This window comes from Neisseria sp. HMSC061H08 (assembly GCF_001836795.1).
Lineage (GTDB): Bacteria > Pseudomonadota > Gammaproteobacteria > Burkholderiales > Neisseriaceae > Neisseria > Neisseria subflava_A.
The window spans coordinates 29,439-46,442 of the sequence record NZ_KV830575.1 but is presented as its reverse complement, the minus strand read 5'-3'; the positions used below and the strand labels follow the sequence as shown (position 1 = coordinate 46,442).

Sequence of the window (17,004 nt, the reverse complement as noted above, 5' to 3'; positions counted from 1 at the left end):
AAAAATTCAGACGGCCTTTTCATTAATAAATAAAAGGCCGTCTGAAACGATTACAGATCCAACAACAGGCGGGCTGGGTCTTCCAACGCGTCTTTAATGGCTACCAAGGTCAGTACAGCTTCGCGGCCGTCGATGATACGGTGGTCGTAAGACAGAGCCAGGTACATCATTGGACGGACAACAACTTGACCGTTTTCAACCACGGCGCGCTCTTTAGTGGCGTGCATACCCAAAATCGCAGATTGAGGCGGGTTGATGATCGGGGTGGACATCATAGAACCGAAAGTACCGCCGTTGGTAATACTGAATGTACCGCCAGTCAGATCTTCGATAGCGATTTTGCCGTCTTTGGCTTTTTTCGCGTAATCAACAATTGCTTGTTCGATGTCAGCAATGCTCATTTGGTCGGCATCGCGCAGGATTGGTACAACCAAACCGCGTGGGCTGCCAATCGCGATACCGATGTCGAAGTAGCCATGGTACACGATGTCTTTGCCGTCAACAGAAGCATTCACAACCGGGTATTTTTTCAGGGCGGCAACAGCGGCTTTAACGAAGAAGGACATAAAGCCCAGTTTTACGCCGTGTTCTTTCTCGAATTTATCTTTATACTTCGCACGCAAGTCCATGATCGGTTTCATGTTGACTTCGTTGAATGTAGTCAAAATGGCGTTTTCTTGTTGAGAAGCCAAGAGGCGTTCTGCAACACGGGCACGCAGGCGGCTCATTGGTACGCGTTCTTCAGGACGTGCGCCGGCAGAAAGTGCAACAGCAGGAGCAGCGGCTGCGGCAGGTTTGGCAGCGGCATTTTGTACGTCTTCTTTCAATACGCGACCGTCACGGCCAGAACCTTGCAATGCGTTCACGTCAACACCGGTCTCGGCAGCCAGTTTGGCGGCAGCAGGCATAGCGGCGTTGTTTTGTGCAGCAGCAGGAGCGGCAGCTGGGGCTGCTTCGGCAGGCGCGGCGGCTGGGGCTTCAGCAGCGGCAGTAGCAGCTGTATCGATGCGCGCCAAAACTTGGTCGGCAACAACGGTTTCACCGTCTTGCGCTACGATTTCAACCAATACGCCGGCTTGTGGAGAAGGTACTTCCAAAACCACTTTGTCAGTTTCGATATCGATCAGGATTTCGTCACGGGCAACTGCTTCGCCAACTTTTTTCTTCCATTCCAAGAGCGTGCCTTCAGATACGCTTTCAGACAGCATAGGTACTTTTACATCAATAATCATTTTGTGTCTCCAATGGCCCTTTCAGACGGCCTGTTGTGTGTTTTTAATTCTGCATATGGGCATTCCGCCTGAGCAGACTCAGACGGAATGCTACTTGGTTTACAATGCCAAAGCGTCTTCAACCAATTGTTTCAATTGAGCAATGTGTTTGCTTGAGTAGCCCACTGCAGGCGATGCACTGCTTGGACGACCGGCATAAGACAGTTTTTGCTCTTCGCTGATAACGTCTTCGATGCGGTGGCGGATTTGATAGAACGCGCCTTGGTTTTTCGGCTCTTCTTGCGCCCAAACCACAGATTTTGCGTTCGGATATTTCGCCAGCTCAGCTTTAACCTCTTCGTATGGGAATGGATACAGCTGCTCAACGCGGACGATAGCGACATCATCTTCCAGTTTACGCTCAGCACGGCCGGCTTCCAAGTCATAGTAAACCTGACCGGCACACAATACCACGCGTTTCACGCTATCGTTGCTTGCGCGTTCGGCGGTATCGCCGATAACCGGACGGAAAGTCGAACCTTCGGTGAAGTTTTCCAGCGGGCTCATTGCACCTTTAAAGCGCAACAGGCGTTTGGACATGAAAATCACCAGCGGTTTGCGGTATGAACCCAAGACTTGACGTTGCAAGAGGTGGAACATTTGCGACGCTTCAGACGGCATGATGACTTGCATATTGTTCTCAGAACACAGTTGCAACCAACGTTCTACGCGTGCAGAAGAGTGCTCAGGGCCTTGACCATCGTAGCCGTGCGGCAGGATGGTGGTCAGACCGCACAAGCGACCCCACTTGGTTTCGCCTGAAGACAGGAATTGGTCAATAGTCACTTGCGCGCCGTTGGCGAAGTCACCGAATTGAGCTTCCCAAATGGTCAGCTTGTCAGGTGCGGAGCAGGCAAAGCCGTACTCGAACGCCATCACGGCTTCTTCGTTCAAAATGGAGTCGATAACCAGGAACTCGCCCATGCCTTCGCCCATATGGCGCAGAGGAACATAAGTACCGTCGTCCCATTTTTCGCGTTTTTGATCGTGCAGAACGGCATGACGGTGTGAGAATGTACCGCGGCCGGAGTCCTCACCAGAGATACGCACGCCATGACCTTTGGTCAGCAGGCTTGCGTATGCAAGGGTTTCGGCCATACCCCAGTCGATAGGCTGTTTGCCTGATGCCATGGCTTTACGCGCTTCGATCACACGTTTTGCAGTCGGATGCAGGGCAAAGCCTTCCGGTACGGCGGTGAATTTCTCAGTAAGACGCTCGATGTCGGCGGCAGGCAAACCGGTTTCGATTTTTTCGCGCCAATCTTTGCCTTGGTATTTGCTCCAGTCGATTTGTGTGCGTTGGAAGTTGCTCAGCGTTGTTTGTTCAACATGTTCGCCTTTGTCCAAAGCATCACGGTAGGCTTGGATGTAACCGTCAGCCTCAGCTTGGGTGACTACGCCTTCGGCAATCAGTTGCTCGGTGTACAAAGCACGCGCACCCGGGTGTTGCGATACTTTTTTGTACATCATCGGTTGGGTCAGGGTCGGATCATCGCCCTCGTTGTGGCCCCATTTACGGTAGCAGACAACGTCGATCACGATGTCTTTATGGAATTTTTTACGGTAATCCAAGGCAGCTTGGATGGCAAAGCAAACGCGTTCAGGATCATCGCCGTTCACATGGATAACCGGAGCGGAAACCATTTTTGCGATATCGGTACAGTGTACGGTAGAACGGGTATCGCGGGTATCGGAAGTGGTAAAGCCGATTTGGTTGTTGATCACGATGTGGACAGTACCGCCGGTGGTATAACCGCGTGTTTTAGACAGGTTGAATGTCGCTTGGTTAACACCCAAACCGATAAATGCGGAGTCACCGTGAATCAATACCGGCAAGACTTTATCGCGGCCGTTTTCGCCCAAACGTTTTTGTTTGGCGCGCGCAGAACCTTCCACTACTGGGTTAACAATTTCCAAGTGTGACGGGTTGAATGCCAAAGAAACGTGCATCGGGCCGTGTGGCGTAGCAATGTCGGAGCTGAAGCCCATATGGTATTTCACGTCGCCGCTAGGCAATTTAATTTCGGCACGGCCTTCAAATTCAGCAAACAGATCAGCCGGTTTTTTGCCCAAAATGTTAACCAAAACATTCAGACGGCCACGGTGTGCCATACCGATGATGACTTCTTCCACACCGTCTTTACCGGCGTTTTGAATCAGGTAGTTCAAACCGGCAATCGCGCTTTCACCGCCTTCTACACCAAAGCGTTTTTGACCGACATATTTGGTATGCAGGTAGCGTTCCAGAGTTTCGGCAGCAGTCATTTCTTTCAAGATACGGCGTTTTTGTTCAACGTTGTAGCTTGGCGTAGACAGTACGCTTTCAAAATAATTGCGAACCCAGCGGCGCTCTTCGGTATTTGGAATGTAGATGTACTCTACCGCGATATGGCCGCAGTAGGTTTGTTTGAGGTTGCTGATGATTTGGGACAGAGGCAGTTTGCTCTGACCGGAAAAATCGCCCTCGCCCATATTGAACTGAAGCGCCATATCGGCATCTGACAGACCGTGGAATTTAGGATCGAGAGCTTCGATATTTTGAGGAGGAATACGTTTGAGCGGATCAAGTTGGGCTGCACCCACGCCTTGGATACGATAGGCAGAAATCAGTCGCAAAACGCTGACTTGCTTTTTCATCATTGCCTCATCCACACCGCCTGCGACGGCTGCGGCAATTTTCTTTTTAGCCAAAGTGGCAAATGATTCACGAATCGGTGTATGGGCAACATCGACAGCGACTGCGCCCGGCTGTTTACTCAAATCGGTAAAGTACTGTTTCCATTTTTCATCGACAGATTCCGGATTATCCAGAAACTTTTCATACAACTCCTCGATGTATGGCGCATTAGAACCAAACAGATAAGAGAAATTGAGTTTTTCGTCCATCATGGCGTGAGCTCTTTTCTTTAAAATATAAACAAAGGGTAGAATCCCGTGTTCTCCGAACGGAATTCAGGCCGTCTGAAATGACACTTTATTCTACCCTATTTCAAATCAAATTACCTGCTATCAACTTAATTAATTACGACCAACCTCATTGAAAACGGTAATTCGATTTTTTCAAACGACTTTTCAACAATATATTAATGTATTGTTTATTAGCGTTTATCTACCGGAACGTAATCGCGACGTTCTGCACCGGTATACAGTTGACGTGGGCGACCGATTTTCAGTGCCGGATCGCTAATCATTTCATGCCAATGAGAAATCCAACCTACACTGCGCGACAATGCGAAGATAACGGTAAACATTTCAGTTGGAATGCCCAATGCGGACAAGACGATACCGGAGTAGAAATCGACGTTTGGATACAGCTTGCGTTCAACAAAGAATGGATCTTTCAGTGCAATTTGTTCCAATTCCATCGCCAGCTTGAATTTAGGACTGTCTTCCAAGCCCAATTCTTTCAAGACTTCATAACAGGTTTCGCGCATGATGTTGGCTCGTGGGTCCATATTGCGATATACGCGGTGACCGAAGCCCATCAGACGATATTTGCGTTGTTTCACACCTTCCATGTATGCGGCAACATTAGACACATCGCCGATTTCGTCCAGCATCTTCAACACAGCTTCGTTTGCACCGCCGTGTGAAGCACCCCACAAACAGGCGATACCGGCAGCGATACAGGCAAATGGATTTGCACCAGAAGAGCCGGCCAAACGTACGGTCGAAGTAGAAGCGTTTTGCTCATGGTCGGCATGCAAAATAAAGATGCGGTCGAGCGCGCGAGCCAATACTGGATTAGGTTTGTATTCTTCACATGGTGTCGCAAACATCATGTGCAAGAAGTTTTCAGCATAGGAAAGGTTATTTTTTGGATAATTGAACGGCAGGCCGTTGGAATAACGGTAACACATTGCCGCAATGGTCGGGATTTTGGAGATTAAGCGGTAAATCGCAATTTTGCGGTGCTCAGGATTGGCAATATCCAAGCTGTCTTGGTAGAAAGCAGACAAAGCGCCAACCACGCCAACCATCATCGCCATCGGATGCGCATCGCGACGGAAACCGCGGAAGAACCAAGTCAGCTGCTCATGCAGCATAGTATGGCGACCGACTGTGGCATCAAATTCTTTTTTCTGTTCAGGGGTAGGCAGTTCGCCGTAAATCAACAGATAGCAAACTTCCAAATAATCGGATTTTTCGGCCAGCTGCTCGATAGGATAACCACGGTAATACAACAGACCTTCATCGCCATCAATATAAGTGATTTTGGATTCGCAACTTGCAGTTGACACGAATCCTGGGTCGAATGAAAACAGACCTGTATTTTTTGTCAAAGCACGAATATCAACCACATCATGGCCGATACTTGCTTCCAATACTGGCAGTTCCAAGGTCTCTTGATTTGGGGTGGTGAGCTTGACTGATTTAGACATTCTTAAACTCCTTTGTAAGTTGGGGCTTTCGTTGCCGCCCAAGCGGCACGGTCCTTTTTTTCAGACGGCCTCAGTATGGAAAGAGCTTGTTCGGATTAGCATCGCAAACAAGCTCTATAATACGTCATGCCTGTCTGATTTTTTCAAGCATGGGAATCAGGTGTTTCTTGTCCGTCGCCGAATGTCCGTTAATCAAGGCAAGCAACTCTTGGTCTTGAAATTCGAGGATTTCGGAAAATTCGGACAACTCCTGATCACTCAGGTGCTCGAATTCTTTTTCCATGAACCTGCCGAAGATTAAATCTAATTCCAATAATCCCCGGCGGGTTTGAAAACGGATTTTCCGTTTGGCAATATCGTCAAAAACCATCATTTCTTAAACGGCTCGTTTCAACATAATCTCTTTAATCTTACCGATGGCTCGGGTCGGATTCAAGTGTTTAGGACATACGTCTACGCAGTTCATAATGGTGTGGCAACGGAACAAACGGTATGGGTCGTTCAGATTATCCAAACGCTCGTTAGTAATGGTATCACGGCTATCCGCAATGAAACGGTAAGCATTCAGCAAACCAGACGGACCAACGAATTTATCAGGGTTCCACCAGAATGACGGGCAGGCAGTCGAGCAGCAAGCACACAAAATACATTCGTACAAACCGTCCAACTCTTTACGCTCTTCCTGAGTTTGCAGACGCTCTTTGTCCGCATCGATAGGGTTATCGTTGACAACGTAAGGTTTGATGGAGTGATATTGTTTGAAGAATTGGGTCATATCCACAATCAGGTCGCGGATAACAGGCAGACCTGGCAGAGGGCGGATTTTAACCGGCTGTTTCAAACCACGCAGATCGGTCAGACATGCCAAGCCGTTTTTGCCGTTGATGTTCATACCGTCAGAACCGCAAATACCTTCGCGGCAAGAACGGCGGAAAGACAATGTATCGTCTTGTGCTTTCAGACGCACCAAAGCGTCCAAAAGTTTAACGTCCGTTGGTTCCAATTCCAACTCGTAACGTTGCATATAAGGTTTGGCATCAACGTCCGGGTTATAACGGTAAATTTCAAAACTCATTTTTTCCATGAGAAGTGTTCCTTTTCTCATAAACTGCCCAATGATTTTGTATTATGAATTCAAGCAGTTCAATGTGGGTATGGTTAGGTTTCAGACGGCCTTTAAGATAAAGGCCGTCTGAAAACTCATCAATAAACGCGTTTGGCCGGTTTGATGTATTCCACGCTCAAAGGCTTGGTATGTACCGGTTTGTAAGACAAAGTATTGGTATCTGAATGATACAGGGTATGTTTCATCCAGTTTTCGTCATCGCGCTCAGGATGGTCGTCTGAAGCGTGTGCGCCACGCGATTCTTTACGCGCTTCGGCGGACACCAAAGTCGCTTTCGCTACTTCAATCAAATTATCCAATTCCAAAGCTTCGATACGCGCGGTATTCCACACTTTGCTCTTGTCTTTGATTTCAGTACGTTTCACGCGCTCGGCAATCTCCATGATTTCTCGAACGCCTTTGCTCAGAATCTCATCGGTACGGAACACACCGGCGTGCAGTTGTACGGAGCGTTGCAGTTCGCGACGCAATGCATCAACGTTTTCGCCGCCAGTTTGATTATCCAAACGCTCGATACGTTGGCGGGTCAATTCACCGGCATTAGCAGGCAGAGGTTTCCAGTCGCTTTGCTCTTTGATGAATTTAATCATGCTGTCGCCGGCAGCTTTACCGAATACCACCAAGTCCAACAGGGAGTTGGTACCCAAGCGGTTCGCACCGTGTACGGAAGCACATGCGCACTCACCTGCCGCATACAGACCTTTTACAGGCACTTCATAATCTTCACCTTGCGGAACAACAACTTCGCCATGGTAGTTAGTCGGAATACCGCCCATCATATAGTGGGTAGTCGGCACAACAGGAATCGGGTCTTTAATCGGGTCAATACCGGCAAACTGAATGGAAATCTCGCGGATGCCCGGCAGTTTTTCCATAATTTTTTCTGCACCGATATGGTCGATTTTCAGCAATACATGGTCTTTGTTTTTACCACAGCCGCGACCTTCGTAAATTTCCATCGCCATCGCACGGGAAACCACGTCACGGGAAGCCAAGTCTTTTACGGTTGGTGCGTAACGTTCCATAAAGCGTTCGCCGTCGGCATTCAACAGAATACCGCCCTCACCACGCACACCCTCAGTAATCAATACACCGGCACCGGCTACACCAGTCGGGTGGAATTGCCAGAATTCCATGTCTTCCAACGGAATACCTGCACGGGCACAAATACCCAAACCGTCACCGGTATTCATATAAGCATTGGTAGAAGAAGCATAAATACGACCGCCACCACCGGTAGCAAACATCACAGCTTTAGCGTGGAAAATATAAACTTCGCCGGTTTCCATTTCCATGGCGGTTACACCGACTACGTCGCCGTTTTCATCACGAATCAAATCTTGCGCTGTCCATTCCACAAAGAATTGTGTATTGGCACGGACGTTTTGTTGGTACAAAGTATGCAACATCGCATGACCGGTACGGTCAGCAACAGCACATGCACGTTCTACCGCGCGTTTACCGTGTTCTGCAGTATGACCACCGAAAGGACGTTGGTAGATTTTGCCACTTTCCACACGGTCAAAAGGCATACCCATGTGTTCCAACTCAATTACAGCTTCAGGCGCTGCGCGACACATAAACTCAATCGCATCTTGGTCGCCCAACCAGTCGGAACCTTTTACGGTATCGTACATATGCCAATCCCAACGGTCTTCCTGCACATTACCCAATGAAGCAGAAATACCACCTTGAGCCGCTACAGTATGAGAACGGGTTGGGAAGACTTTAGACAAAACAGCACAATTCAGGCCGGATTTAGACAATTGGAGGGCTGCGCGTAAACCTGCACCACCACCGCCAACAATCACGGCATCAAACTTGCGAACAGGAAAACCCATATTTACCCCCAAATTACTTTAACTGAATACACCAAGCAGCCTACCAACCAAACGATGGTGGCAACTTGTAAAAACAAACGCACGCCGAAAGGCTTAATGTAGTCCATCCACAAATCACGGATACCTACCCATGCATGCAGGAATACGGCCAAGAAGCTCACTTGGGTAAACACCTTCACCCAAGTTTGATCAAAAAATGCCTGCCATGCCGAATATTCTTTAGGCAACGTAAACAAAACAACCAAAAGAACCACGGTGTACACCAGCATGATGACCGCAGTTGCACGTTGCATTGCCCAATCGCGCAAACCGTAATGCGCACCTGTCAATTTACGTTCTACCATAACAAAGCTCCCAAAACGACGGTCAGAATCAAAGCAGAAGCAAATACAACTTTAGCAGTAGTACGGGCAGTATTTAATTCCAGGCCTTTATGCACATCCAAAAACAGAAAGCGGATACCGGCAAAAAAGTGGTGCAGATATGCCCACAACAGACCGATAAGGATCAGCTTCACAAACGGATTGGAAATAGCAGAACGATATGCTTCAAACGACGCTTCGCGATCCAGCGTTCCAGAGAAGAAATACAAGAGAACAGGCAGCATCACAAATAAGCCGACGCCGCTGATACGGTGAAGAATAGATACAATCCCCGGTATGGGCAATCGGATATTCGGAATTTCCAAAAATACCGGGCGTGATTTGGCGGACATGGTCAGTTCCTCTAGATTTATTATCAGCTCAAAACCTATAGCTCAGCACTACAATAAGCTACATAAACCATAATTTACCTGTTTTATCTCATTTTGAACAGTGCAATTTATGAATGCTCTAATGATTTTTACCAAAAGACTAATAAAATCAAACAATCATTCTTAGATTTTTTTTTGCGTGGCTAGCCTTTTTTGTTACTTTCCTGCAATTAAGCCATCTCCCCATCAAAGCACTTACAATAACATCATTATGATTTGAGAATCGTATCTATTGCGAGATAAATTCTCACTCTTGATACCTAATCTTTACAAAGGCATAAGCCATTTTTAACTTATTACTATTGCATTATTACTACTACTCTTACATAGTTATACATTCAAAGACATTTCATCTATCCCTAGATGGACTAAAATACAGCACAACACCAACAATGTTTCCATACCTTATAAGGAAGCTGCATCATGACACACTCCCCTCATCAAAACACACCCGATCCGGAAGACTACATCCCCTCCTTCCGCCGTCGAAACTTGGACACATCCGGTTTTATGAAAAAACTCGGACGCTTTGCCGGCCGCCTGGGCAAACCTGTCGTCCGACAGCTTTATGTACTTTATTACCTTTGGGAATCCGAACACACGCCCAAACGGGCTAAAATGATTATTGTCGGCGCACTGGTTTATTTCCTCAGCCCTATCGACAGCATTCCCGACCTTCTGATTCCATTTGGCTTCAGCGATGACATTGCCGTCATTGCGCTGGTTTATTCTCAGATGAAAAACTATCTGACCGAAGATATTCAAGAAAAAGCCCGTCAAGCGGCTGACAAGTTGTTTGGTTCTTAATTGGATACAATTCGACTACACATATATAAATACAAAAAGAAGGCCGTCTGAATATTCAGACGGCCTTCTCAGTTTATGACTTTTTTATTTCAAAGGCTGCATACCCATAACTTCCATCAGGAAATTGGTAAACGCAGGATTGCTTGGCTTGGTATCCATGTTTTTCCAACGCTGTTGCCAACCGCGCAAAGCACCTTGGATGTACTGTTTGGATTGCTCGGTAGTAATTTCACCACGTTGGCTGTCAACGGCAGAACGCAGATAAACTTCGTACATACTGTCATCGACAGAGTTGCGTCCCACTTGTTGGATACGGAAGCGGTTCAAATATTGTGCAGCCTGAACTTTGGTCAGACTACCTTGGCTCACTTGGGTACTCAAGCGACGTGCTTCATCATGAATCTTGGAAACATCTGCCCAATGCGAAGGAGCCAAATGATAACCGGTAGCTGAAACTTGTGAATCAGCCTTAGGTTTCTTGACGTTGGTTGGTCGAACTGGCACTTCTTTCAATGTTGGAACATAAATTGATTCACAACCGGCAAGTGCCGCCACAGCAAGGATAGGAAGAATGTATTTTTTCATGATGCGCATTATAAGCATGATTCGTTGAAGAAACCAACTTTTGAATAACGGTATTCAAAGCTCATTAACTGAATTACAACAGATTTCATACGATATCTCAAGCCCATACGCAAAAAAGGCCGTCTGAAAACGGCCTTTTAACAACAATCCTATATTATGCCAAATCGGCAAAGAGAGGCGTAGAAAGATAGCGTTCGCCATATGATGGCAACAAGACAACGATCAGCTTACCTTCGTTTTCAGGTTTTTTGGCCAGTTGCAATGCGCTCCATACTGCGGCACCTGAAGAAATACCTACCAAAATGCCTTCTTTTTCAGCCATAGCGCGTGCAGTTTCAAACGCTGCTTCATTAGGTACTTTGACAATGCTGTCGTAAACAGTCGTATTCAAAACGCTGGGGATAAAGCCTGCGCCCAAACCTTGAATCGGATGTGGGCCTTTTTCGCCACCACTCAATACCGGAGAAGCTTCAGGCTCGACAGCCACGATTTGAACTTCGGGTTTGTATTTTTTCAACACTTCGCCCACGCCGGTAATCGTGCCGCCAGTACCCACACCGGCCACGAAAATATCTACTTTACCGTCTGTATCGCGCCAAATCTCTTCGGCAGTGGTTTTGCGGTGAACTTCAGGATTGGCCTCGTTATCAAATTGGCGCGGCATGAAATAAGTGCCCGGATGTTCGTCCACTAAAGATTGGGCTTTGGCAATAGCGCCTGCCATGCCTTCGGCAGCAGGAGTCAAAATCAATTCTGCACCAAACGCACGCAGCAGCATTTTGCGTTCTTTACTCATGCTTTCAGGCATGGTGATGGCCAATTTATAACCGCGGGCCGCGCACACCATGGCCAAACCGATACCGGTATTGCCACTGGTTGCCTCGACGATAACGGTATCTTTATTGATTTTACCGGCTTGCTCGGCCGCTTCAATCATGGCTTCGGCAATACGGTCTTTCACGCTGCTGCCTGGATTAAAGAATTCAAGTTTAACGGCGATTTGCGCTTTTAAACCTTCGGTCAGGCGGTTCAGTTTCACCAGAGGTGTGTTGCCGATCAGCTCGGTAATATTATTTGCAATTTTCATTTCCTGCTCCTGATTTAGATGTAATACAGCCTGCATATTAAACTCAGGCCGTCTGAAAAACCAATATCGAAAATTTCTTTCTTTATAACTTTTGGTTCAAGCGCGGTCAATATCCACTGCGCTCAAAAATCAATGCAACGGCAACCACAGCCTGCATCACGACGGCAACCGTCCAGCCTGCCCACATCTGCCGCATACTGAAAAGAGAGGCAGACTGCTTGCAAACAACCACTCTGTGCAGATAAAACACCAGCATCAGGACGCCCTGCAATGCAAACCAATAAATGGGTTTCAAAGCATAAATTTTCAGCAATGCCGTCCATGCAAAAACCGAGCCTGCCAGCGGTAAGATGAAATAAACCGCGACAGCCAAGAAAACAAAAGCCAAGGTCATGACGACATTGGAAACGGCAAATAAGGTCAAACCGGCATATTCGCCTGCCGACCAAAACTTTCTGTCTTCCGTTTTACTGCAATCGTCAATAAAGAAGAAAACACTGGCGGCGGTCAGGTAAAAATGAGGGATGAACAAAGGGCCTGTATGCGTAAAGCCCCACATTCCGGGCAACAGGCGCGCGCCCAGTGCCGAAATCCCCAGCCACAACAACACCGCAGCCCAAAACCATTGAAACCGCTGCGCACGAAAAATAAACGCCAACGATACCGCAGCATACACAATGGCAAACCAAAAATCCAAAGAAACCATCATGAATACTGCAACTCACCTTCGAAAACGGTTTCAGCAGGGCCGGTCATTTGCACATCGCCCCCTTCTTCCCAACTGATAAACAGTTCGCCCCCAGGCAGAGTAACACGCACAGGCGCCCTCGCTTTCAGCAGGCCATTGCGCACGCCGGCCACCACGGCCGCACACGCTCCAGTGCCGCAAGCCTGAGTTTCCCCCACCCCGCGCTCAAACACACGCAACCGGACGGACAACTCATCTTCAACCTGCATAAAACTGACATTGACCCGTTCAGGAAACTGCTCGTGCGATTCAATGGCACCGCCCCAATGCTCCACCGGCGCAGCCTCAACATCATCAACCAAAATCACCGCATGAGGATTACCCATATTCACGCAGCTTACCGGTACAGATTCCAAACCGACCAAGACAATATGTGTCAGCGCATCTTCATTTTCACCATGCGCAGGCACAAACGGAATTTCAGACGGCATGAAACGCGGTTTACCCATATTGACGGTAACCAAACCGTTATCCAACAGCTTCGGCACAATAATCCCTTTGGCCGTTTCGACCAAAATTTCCGTTTTATCCGTCAAACCCTTATCCGCGACAAAACGCGCAAAACAACGCGCGCCATTGCCGCACTGCTCTACTTCCCGACCATCGGCATTGAAAATGCGGTACCGAAAATCGACCGCATCAGAAGAAGGCTTCTCCACTACCAAAAACTGATCAAAACCCACGCCGCGATAGCGGTCTGCCCATTGAGCAAGCGGCGCAGCCAACGGATCAAAGTCCTGCTCGATGGCATTGACCACCATAAAATCATTGCCCAAGCCGTGCATCTTCGTAAATTTTAAAGTTTTCATTATTCATTCACATTCTTATTAAATCATTATTTCGGCACATTCTACACCAGAATGATATATCCGTTTCTATCTTGTTTTTCAGACGGCCTTGCGCCCTTTTACCAATACTAACACCAGCCACCCCGCAAAAATACTATACTTCCAACATTACAAACATTTCTTATTACAAGGATACACATTATGAAAAAAGTTCTCTTACCTGCCCTTTTGGCCGCTTCACTCAGCGCATGTACAGTCGGCACGCCAGGTGTTTCCGTCGGCTTAGGCGTCGGCACCGGCATCGGCCGCCATGTCGGCTTGGGTACATCCATCAACATCCCTGTCGGCTTGGACAAAAACAAAACCACCAAAGGCACGGATTCAGACGGCATCCGTATCTCAGAAGAACAAATCGTGACCTATTTTGATGCACACGGCACACCCAGCAACAGCGCAGTCAAAGGAGGCTTCCATCGCCAACTGATCAGCAAACGCAACAACGAATATGTCGTCCAAGACTTTTACAGCGACAACAGCCAAAAACGCACGGACCCCTATGTCCTCAGCCGCAACCAGCTGATGCAGTTCCGCGCCACGCCAAGCAACGGCTCGCTGACCACTTACGCCTACAACGGCACCGTGATGCAGCAACAAGTATTCCAAAACGGCAAATTGGTTAACGCCAAATACTAAAGGCCGTCTGAAACGGCTGGAAGCCTGTGAAACTTGATTACAAAATATTTTTAACATTCAAACATTTGAAATATTTTGCACCATTTTCTTGAAAATATGGATTGACACATTTTTTCCAGCCATTATAATACGCCCCATTCCCCGATAGCTCAGTCGGTAGAGCGACGGACTGTTAATCCGCAGGTCCCTGGTTCGAGCCCAGGTCGGGGAGCCAAATTTTAAAAGCCTGAACTTCTGTTCAGGCTTTTTTACATCAATAAAGAACGATTGTTCTTCCCCAAAGAAAGCCCTGAATCCTCATAATAAAAAAGGCCGTCTGAAACCCAAATCTGGCTTCAGACGGCCTTTTATTGATTTTAAATCAACGGAAGAAATCTCCCATGCCTGCTGGCAGACCTTGGGTAAATGCGCCCATGGTTTTGTTGGTCATTTCTTCGGCTTTTTCAGAAGCGGCATTGATGGCGGCCAATACCAAATCTTCCAACATTTCTTTGTCGTCAGCGGCTTCTTGAATCAAATCAGGGCTGATTTCAAGTTTGCGGACAACGTGCGAACACGTCATCACAACTTTCACCAAACCATTGCCTGCCTCACCTTCAACTTCGGTTTCAGCCAGCTTGGCTTGTGCCTTTTTCATGTTTTCCTGCATTTGTTGGGCCTGTTTCATCAGGCCGCCTAATCCGGCTTTTCCAAACATGTTTTACTCCTATGGGTTTGAATAAATGGGTTTCACTCATGCCGTCTGAAAACGCTATTGCCTTTCAGACGGCCTTGTATATCAGTATGTTAAGAATGTCCTGCCAATTCTAAAGAATCCGGCAGCCATTGCGCTTCAAAGGTTTGCAAGATTTTCTGCGCCGTTGTATCCGCTTCCAGCAAATCTTGCGCCTGCTGCCGCCCTTCTTCTTGAATACGTTTACGGCGCATCACCGGCGTTTCCCAGCCTTTATCATCTTGCCAAGGCTCGGTTTGCAGCCTTAAATTGCCAAGATGGTAAGCCTCGCTCAACGTCTGGCAGATTTTATCCAAGCGCTCTTTATTGGCCGTGGCTTTGGCCTCATCCGTCAACGACAGCATGATTAAACCTGCTTCCGCATCATAACTCGTCCATGCCGCATTTTGCGCCAACATCTGCGCCGCGCCTAATTTACGGGCGAAGCGTTCGATAATGCTGTGCCAATTCTCTGTTTTAAACTCAGGCAAAGGAGCGAACTGAAGCTCTTCTTCATCCCCCTCCTCTTCTTCAGACTCAGCAGATGCACCCGGCTGCGGTACTTCCATTACATCAGCACGATGCGAATCTTCATATACATATACTTCATCAAAATACGGAGGCGGAATTTCCTCATCCATGTGCAGATATTCTTCCGGCTCAGGGGCCCTCTGAACTTGTGCAACAGGCAATGGTTCCGCAGCTTCTTGCTTCTGCGCCGCTTGAATTTGAGGTGGCTCAGCCGATACTTGGCTCGGCATTTCCTCCCAAGGCGGTACATCCGTCTGTTGTTGCTGAACTGGCTGAACGGTTTCTTCAGACGGCCTTTCAACGGTATCCTGTTTGGTCGGAACAGCCTCTTTCTCAACCGCCGGTGCTGCTATCGGCTCAGATTTCGGCAGCTGAAAAGGCTTTTTTTCAGCCTCAGCTTTCTGATAATCGGAATGCAAATCCGTGTGTTCAATCTGACTTTGCGTATCGCAACCCGAAGCGGCCAATGGCGCAAATGCAAGCATGCGCAAAAGCGTCATGACAAAACCGGCATACTCGTCCGGAGCCAGCGGCAAATCCTGTTTACCATGAATAACACATTGATAATAAAGCTGAATCTGCTCACCACTCAAGGCCTGACTTAAACGAAGCAAGGTTTCACGTTCAGGGTCGTCATTTGCCAAGGCAGAAGGAATGGTTTGAATCAAAGCCAAACGTTGCAACAGCATGGCCAATTCTGCCAATGCGCTGTCAAAACCAATCGCTCTGGCAGACATTTCCTGAGCTTTTTCCAGCAAAGCCTCACCGTTTTGATTAATGATTCCTTCAAGCAATTCAAACAAATATTGTTTATCGACCGCTCCGATCATCTGGCGGACATCTTGTTCGGCAACTTTACCCGAACCCATGGCAATCGCCTGATCCAAAAGGCTCAACGCATCGCGCATCGAGCCGGCGGCGGCACGGCCTAAAAGCTGCAAGGCCTGCGGCTGATAAGGAACGTTTTCACGGTCCAGGACATGCGCCAAATGCTCGGCAACCTGCTGCGTTGTCATGTTGCGCAAAACGAACTGCAAACAGCGGCTCAATACGGTAATGGGGACTTTATGCGGATCGGTGGTCGCCAAAATAAATTTAACGTGTTCAGGCGGTTCTTCCAAAGTCTTCAGCATGGCATTGAACGCGCTTTTGGAAAGCATATGCACTTCGTCGATGATATAGACTTTGTATTTACCCGCAGTCGGCGCGTATTGCGCGTTTTCCAACACTTCGCGGATATTGTCGATACCGGTATTCGATGCCGCGTCGATTTCCAATAGATCCACATAACGGCCGCTGTCGATTTGCGTACAGCTTTCACACTGACCGCATGGTTCGCCATGCACGGCATTTTCGCAGTTCAAGCTCTTGGCCAAAATCCTGGCAATCGTGGTCTTACCCACACCGCGTGTCCCTGTCAGCAGATAGGCATGGTGCAGACGGCCTTCGTCCAGCGCGTTGCGCAGGGCTTTGACGACGTGTTCCTGACCGACCAAATCGGCAAAGGTTTTCGGACGCCATTTTCGTGCAAGAACTTGATAAGCCATGTTGTTTCTCTACGGGAAATAAATCGGAAGGCCGTCTGAAAAGAATGATCTGCTCTTCAGACGACCTCAGAAAATGGCATATATTCTAGCATTTTTTTGATTTTTATTAAGGATTTTCTATCAAGGCTACGG

At 47.9% G+C, this 17,004-nt stretch carries 16 protein-coding genes and 1 tRNA gene; 3 read left to right on the top strand and 14 right to left on the bottom strand.

Annotated elements, in window-relative coordinates:
• Positions 1–50: 50 nt before the first annotated feature.
• The 8 genes from odhB to sdhC form a co-directional block, all read right to left on the bottom strand.
• Entirely contained in the window at positions 51–1,232 is a 1,182-nt protein-coding gene (odhB, locus tag HMPREF2675_RS05355) for a 2-oxoglutarate dehydrogenase complex dihydrolipoyllysine-residue succinyltransferase (protein ID WP_070814310.1), read from the bottom strand.
• Positions 1,233–1,331: 99 nt separating this feature from the next.
• Positions 1,332–4,160: a 2-oxoglutarate dehydrogenase E1 component gene (locus tag HMPREF2675_RS05350; protein WP_070814309.1), complete on the bottom strand. Its 2,829-nt coding sequence runs from the start codon at positions 4,158–4,160 to the stop codon at positions 1,332–1,334.
• A gap of 209 nt (positions 4,161–4,369) precedes the next feature.
• Positions 4,370–5,653 carry a citrate synthase gene (gltA, locus tag HMPREF2675_RS05345; protein ID WP_070645446.1) on the bottom strand — a complete coding sequence of 428 codons (1,284 nt, stop codon included), beginning with the start codon at positions 5,651–5,653 and terminating at the stop codon, positions 4,370–4,372.
• Between the two features lie 124 nt (positions 5,654–5,777).
• A complete protein-coding gene (locus HMPREF2675_RS05340; RefSeq protein ID WP_003678830.1) occupies positions 5,778–6,026 on the bottom strand; it encodes an FAD assembly factor SdhE in 249 nt (82 codons plus the stop codon).
• A 3-nt stretch (positions 6,027–6,029) separates the two neighbouring features.
• Positions 6,030–6,737 carry a succinate dehydrogenase iron-sulfur subunit gene (locus tag HMPREF2675_RS05335; protein WP_002241462.1) on the bottom strand — a complete coding sequence of 236 codons (708 nt, stop codon included), beginning with the start codon at positions 6,735–6,737 and terminating at the stop codon, positions 6,030–6,032.
• Positions 6,738–6,856: 119 nt separating this feature from the next.
• Entirely contained in the window at positions 6,857–8,620 is a 1,764-nt protein-coding gene (sdhA, locus tag HMPREF2675_RS05330; RefSeq protein WP_070461322.1) for a succinate dehydrogenase flavoprotein subunit, read from the bottom strand.
• A 2-nt stretch (positions 8,621–8,622) separates the two neighbouring features.
• A complete protein-coding gene (sdhD, locus tag HMPREF2675_RS05325; RefSeq protein WP_004519264.1) occupies positions 8,623–8,964 on the bottom strand; it encodes a succinate dehydrogenase, hydrophobic membrane anchor protein in 342 nt (113 codons plus the stop codon).
• Positions 8,958–9,335 carry a succinate dehydrogenase, cytochrome b556 subunit gene (gene sdhC, locus HMPREF2675_RS05320; RefSeq protein ID WP_004519263.1) on the bottom strand — a complete coding sequence of 126 codons (378 nt, stop codon included), beginning with the start codon at positions 9,333–9,335 and terminating at the stop codon, positions 8,958–8,960. Before sdhC ends, sdhD begins: the two co-directional genes overlap by 7 nt.
• A gap of 462 nt (positions 9,336–9,797) precedes the next feature.
• Between sdhC and HMPREF2675_RS05315 the strand changes: the two genes are divergently transcribed.
• The gene (locus tag HMPREF2675_RS05315; protein WP_039861948.1) at positions 9,798–10,181 is read left to right on the top strand and encodes a YkvA family protein; all 384 of its coding nucleotides are present in this window, start codon (positions 9,798–9,800) and stop codon (positions 10,179–10,181) included.
• Between the two features lie 84 nt (positions 10,182–10,265).
• On the opposite strand, the gene HMPREF2675_RS05310 is transcribed toward HMPREF2675_RS05315, so the two are convergent.
• The 4 genes from HMPREF2675_RS05310 to dapF all read right to left on the bottom strand — a co-directional run bounded on the left by HMPREF2675_RS05310 (position 10,266) and on the right by dapF (position 13,410).
• Positions 10,266–10,775, bottom strand: coding sequence for a membrane lipoprotein lipid attachment site-containing protein (locus HMPREF2675_RS05310; RefSeq protein ID WP_049344413.1), 510 nt, complete (start codon positions 10,773–10,775; stop codon positions 10,266–10,268).
• 145 nt (positions 10,776–10,920) lie between these two features.
• A complete protein-coding gene (cysK, locus tag HMPREF2675_RS05305) occupies positions 10,921–11,853 on the bottom strand; it encodes a cysteine synthase A (RefSeq protein WP_100066632.1) in 933 nt (310 codons plus the stop codon).
• Positions 11,854–11,959: 106 nt separating this feature from the next.
• Positions 11,960–12,562, bottom strand: a complete 603-nt coding sequence (locus tag HMPREF2675_RS05300) for a hypothetical protein (RefSeq protein ID WP_070814308.1) — start codon at positions 12,560–12,562, stop codon at positions 11,960–11,962.
• Positions 12,559–13,410: a diaminopimelate epimerase gene (dapF, locus tag HMPREF2675_RS05295; RefSeq protein WP_070814307.1), complete on the bottom strand. Its 852-nt coding sequence runs from the start codon at positions 13,408–13,410 to the stop codon at positions 12,559–12,561. Before dapF ends, HMPREF2675_RS05300 begins: the two co-directional genes overlap by 4 nt.
• 180 nt (positions 13,411–13,590) lie before the next feature.
• On the opposite strand from dapF, the gene HMPREF2675_RS05290 reads away from it, so the two are divergent.
• Both HMPREF2675_RS05290 and HMPREF2675_RS05285 read left to right on the top strand, forming a co-directional pair.
• On the top strand, positions 13,591–14,082 hold the full coding sequence (locus HMPREF2675_RS05290; protein ID WP_070814306.1) for a NemA protein: 492 nt from the start codon (positions 13,591–13,593) through the stop codon (positions 14,080–14,082).
• 138 nt (positions 14,083–14,220) lie between these two features.
• Positions 14,221–14,296: transfer RNA gene (locus tag HMPREF2675_RS05285), tRNA-Asn, on the top strand.
• A gap of 147 nt (positions 14,297–14,443) precedes the next feature.
• On the opposite strand, the gene HMPREF2675_RS05280 is transcribed toward HMPREF2675_RS05285, so the two are convergent.
• A complete protein-coding gene (locus HMPREF2675_RS05280) occupies positions 14,444–14,779 on the bottom strand; it encodes a YbaB/EbfC family nucleoid-associated protein (RefSeq protein ID WP_070814305.1) in 336 nt (111 codons plus the stop codon).
• Positions 14,780–14,868: 89 nt separating this feature from the next.
• On the bottom strand, positions 14,869–16,872 hold the full coding sequence (gene dnaX / locus HMPREF2675_RS05275) for a DNA polymerase III subunit gamma/tau (RefSeq protein ID WP_070814304.1): 2,004 nt from the start codon (positions 16,870–16,872) through the stop codon (positions 14,869–14,871).
• Positions 16,873–17,004: the final 132 nt, after the last annotated feature.

What these genes read in the sequence shown, in the direction of transcription:
- odhB (WP_070814310.1), bottom strand. Translation starts at nt 1,232, where the DNA reads ATGATTATTGATGTAAAAGTACCTATGCTGTCTGAAAGCGTATCTGAA.
- HMPREF2675_RS05350 (WP_070814309.1), bottom strand. Translation starts at nt 4,160, where the DNA reads ATGATGGACGAAAAACTCAATTTCTCTTATCTGTTTGGTTCTAATGCG.
- gltA (WP_070645446.1), bottom strand. Translation starts at nt 5,653, where the DNA reads ATGTCTAAATCAGTCAAGCTCACCACCCCAAATCAAGAGACCTTGGAA.
- HMPREF2675_RS05340 (WP_003678830.1), bottom strand. Translation starts at nt 6,026, where the DNA reads ATGATGGTTTTTGACGATATTGCCAAACGGAAAATCCGTTTTCAAACC.
- HMPREF2675_RS05335 (WP_002241462.1), bottom strand. Translation starts at nt 6,737, where the DNA reads ATGGAAAAAATGAGTTTTGAAATTTACCGTTATAACCCGGACGTTGAT.
- sdhA (WP_070461322.1), bottom strand. Translation starts at nt 8,620, where the DNA reads ATGGGTTTTCCTGTTCGCAAGTTTGATGCCGTGATTGTTGGCGGTGGT.
- sdhD (WP_004519264.1), bottom strand. Translation starts at nt 8,964, where the DNA reads ATGGTAGAACGTAAATTGACAGGTGCGCATTACGGTTTGCGCGATTGG.
- sdhC (WP_004519263.1), bottom strand. Translation starts at nt 9,335, where the DNA reads ATGTCCGCCAAATCACGCCCGGTATTTTTGGAAATTCCGAATATCCGA.
- HMPREF2675_RS05315 (WP_039861948.1), top strand. Translation starts at nt 9,798, where the DNA reads ATGACACACTCCCCTCATCAAAACACACCCGATCCGGAAGACTACATC.
- HMPREF2675_RS05310 (WP_049344413.1), bottom strand. Translation starts at nt 10,775, where the DNA reads ATGCGCATCATGAAAAAATACATTCTTCCTATCCTTGCTGTGGCGGCA.
- cysK (WP_100066632.1), bottom strand. Translation starts at nt 11,853, where the DNA reads ATGAAAATTGCAAATAATATTACCGAGCTGATCGGCAACACACCTCTG.
- HMPREF2675_RS05300 (WP_070814308.1), bottom strand. Translation starts at nt 12,562, where the DNA reads ATGATGGTTTCTTTGGATTTTTGGTTTGCCATTGTGTATGCTGCGGTA.
- dapF (WP_070814307.1), bottom strand. Translation starts at nt 13,410, where the DNA reads ATGAAAACTTTAAAATTTACGAAGATGCACGGCTTGGGCAATGATTTT.
- HMPREF2675_RS05290 (WP_070814306.1), top strand. Translation starts at nt 13,591, where the DNA reads ATGAAAAAAGTTCTCTTACCTGCCCTTTTGGCCGCTTCACTCAGCGCA.
- HMPREF2675_RS05280 (WP_070814305.1), bottom strand. Translation starts at nt 14,779, where the DNA reads ATGTTTGGAAAAGCCGGATTAGGCGGCCTGATGAAACAGGCCCAACAA.
- dnaX (WP_070814304.1), bottom strand. Translation starts at nt 16,872, where the DNA reads ATGGCTTATCAAGTTCTTGCACGAAAATGGCGTCCGAAAACCTTTGCC.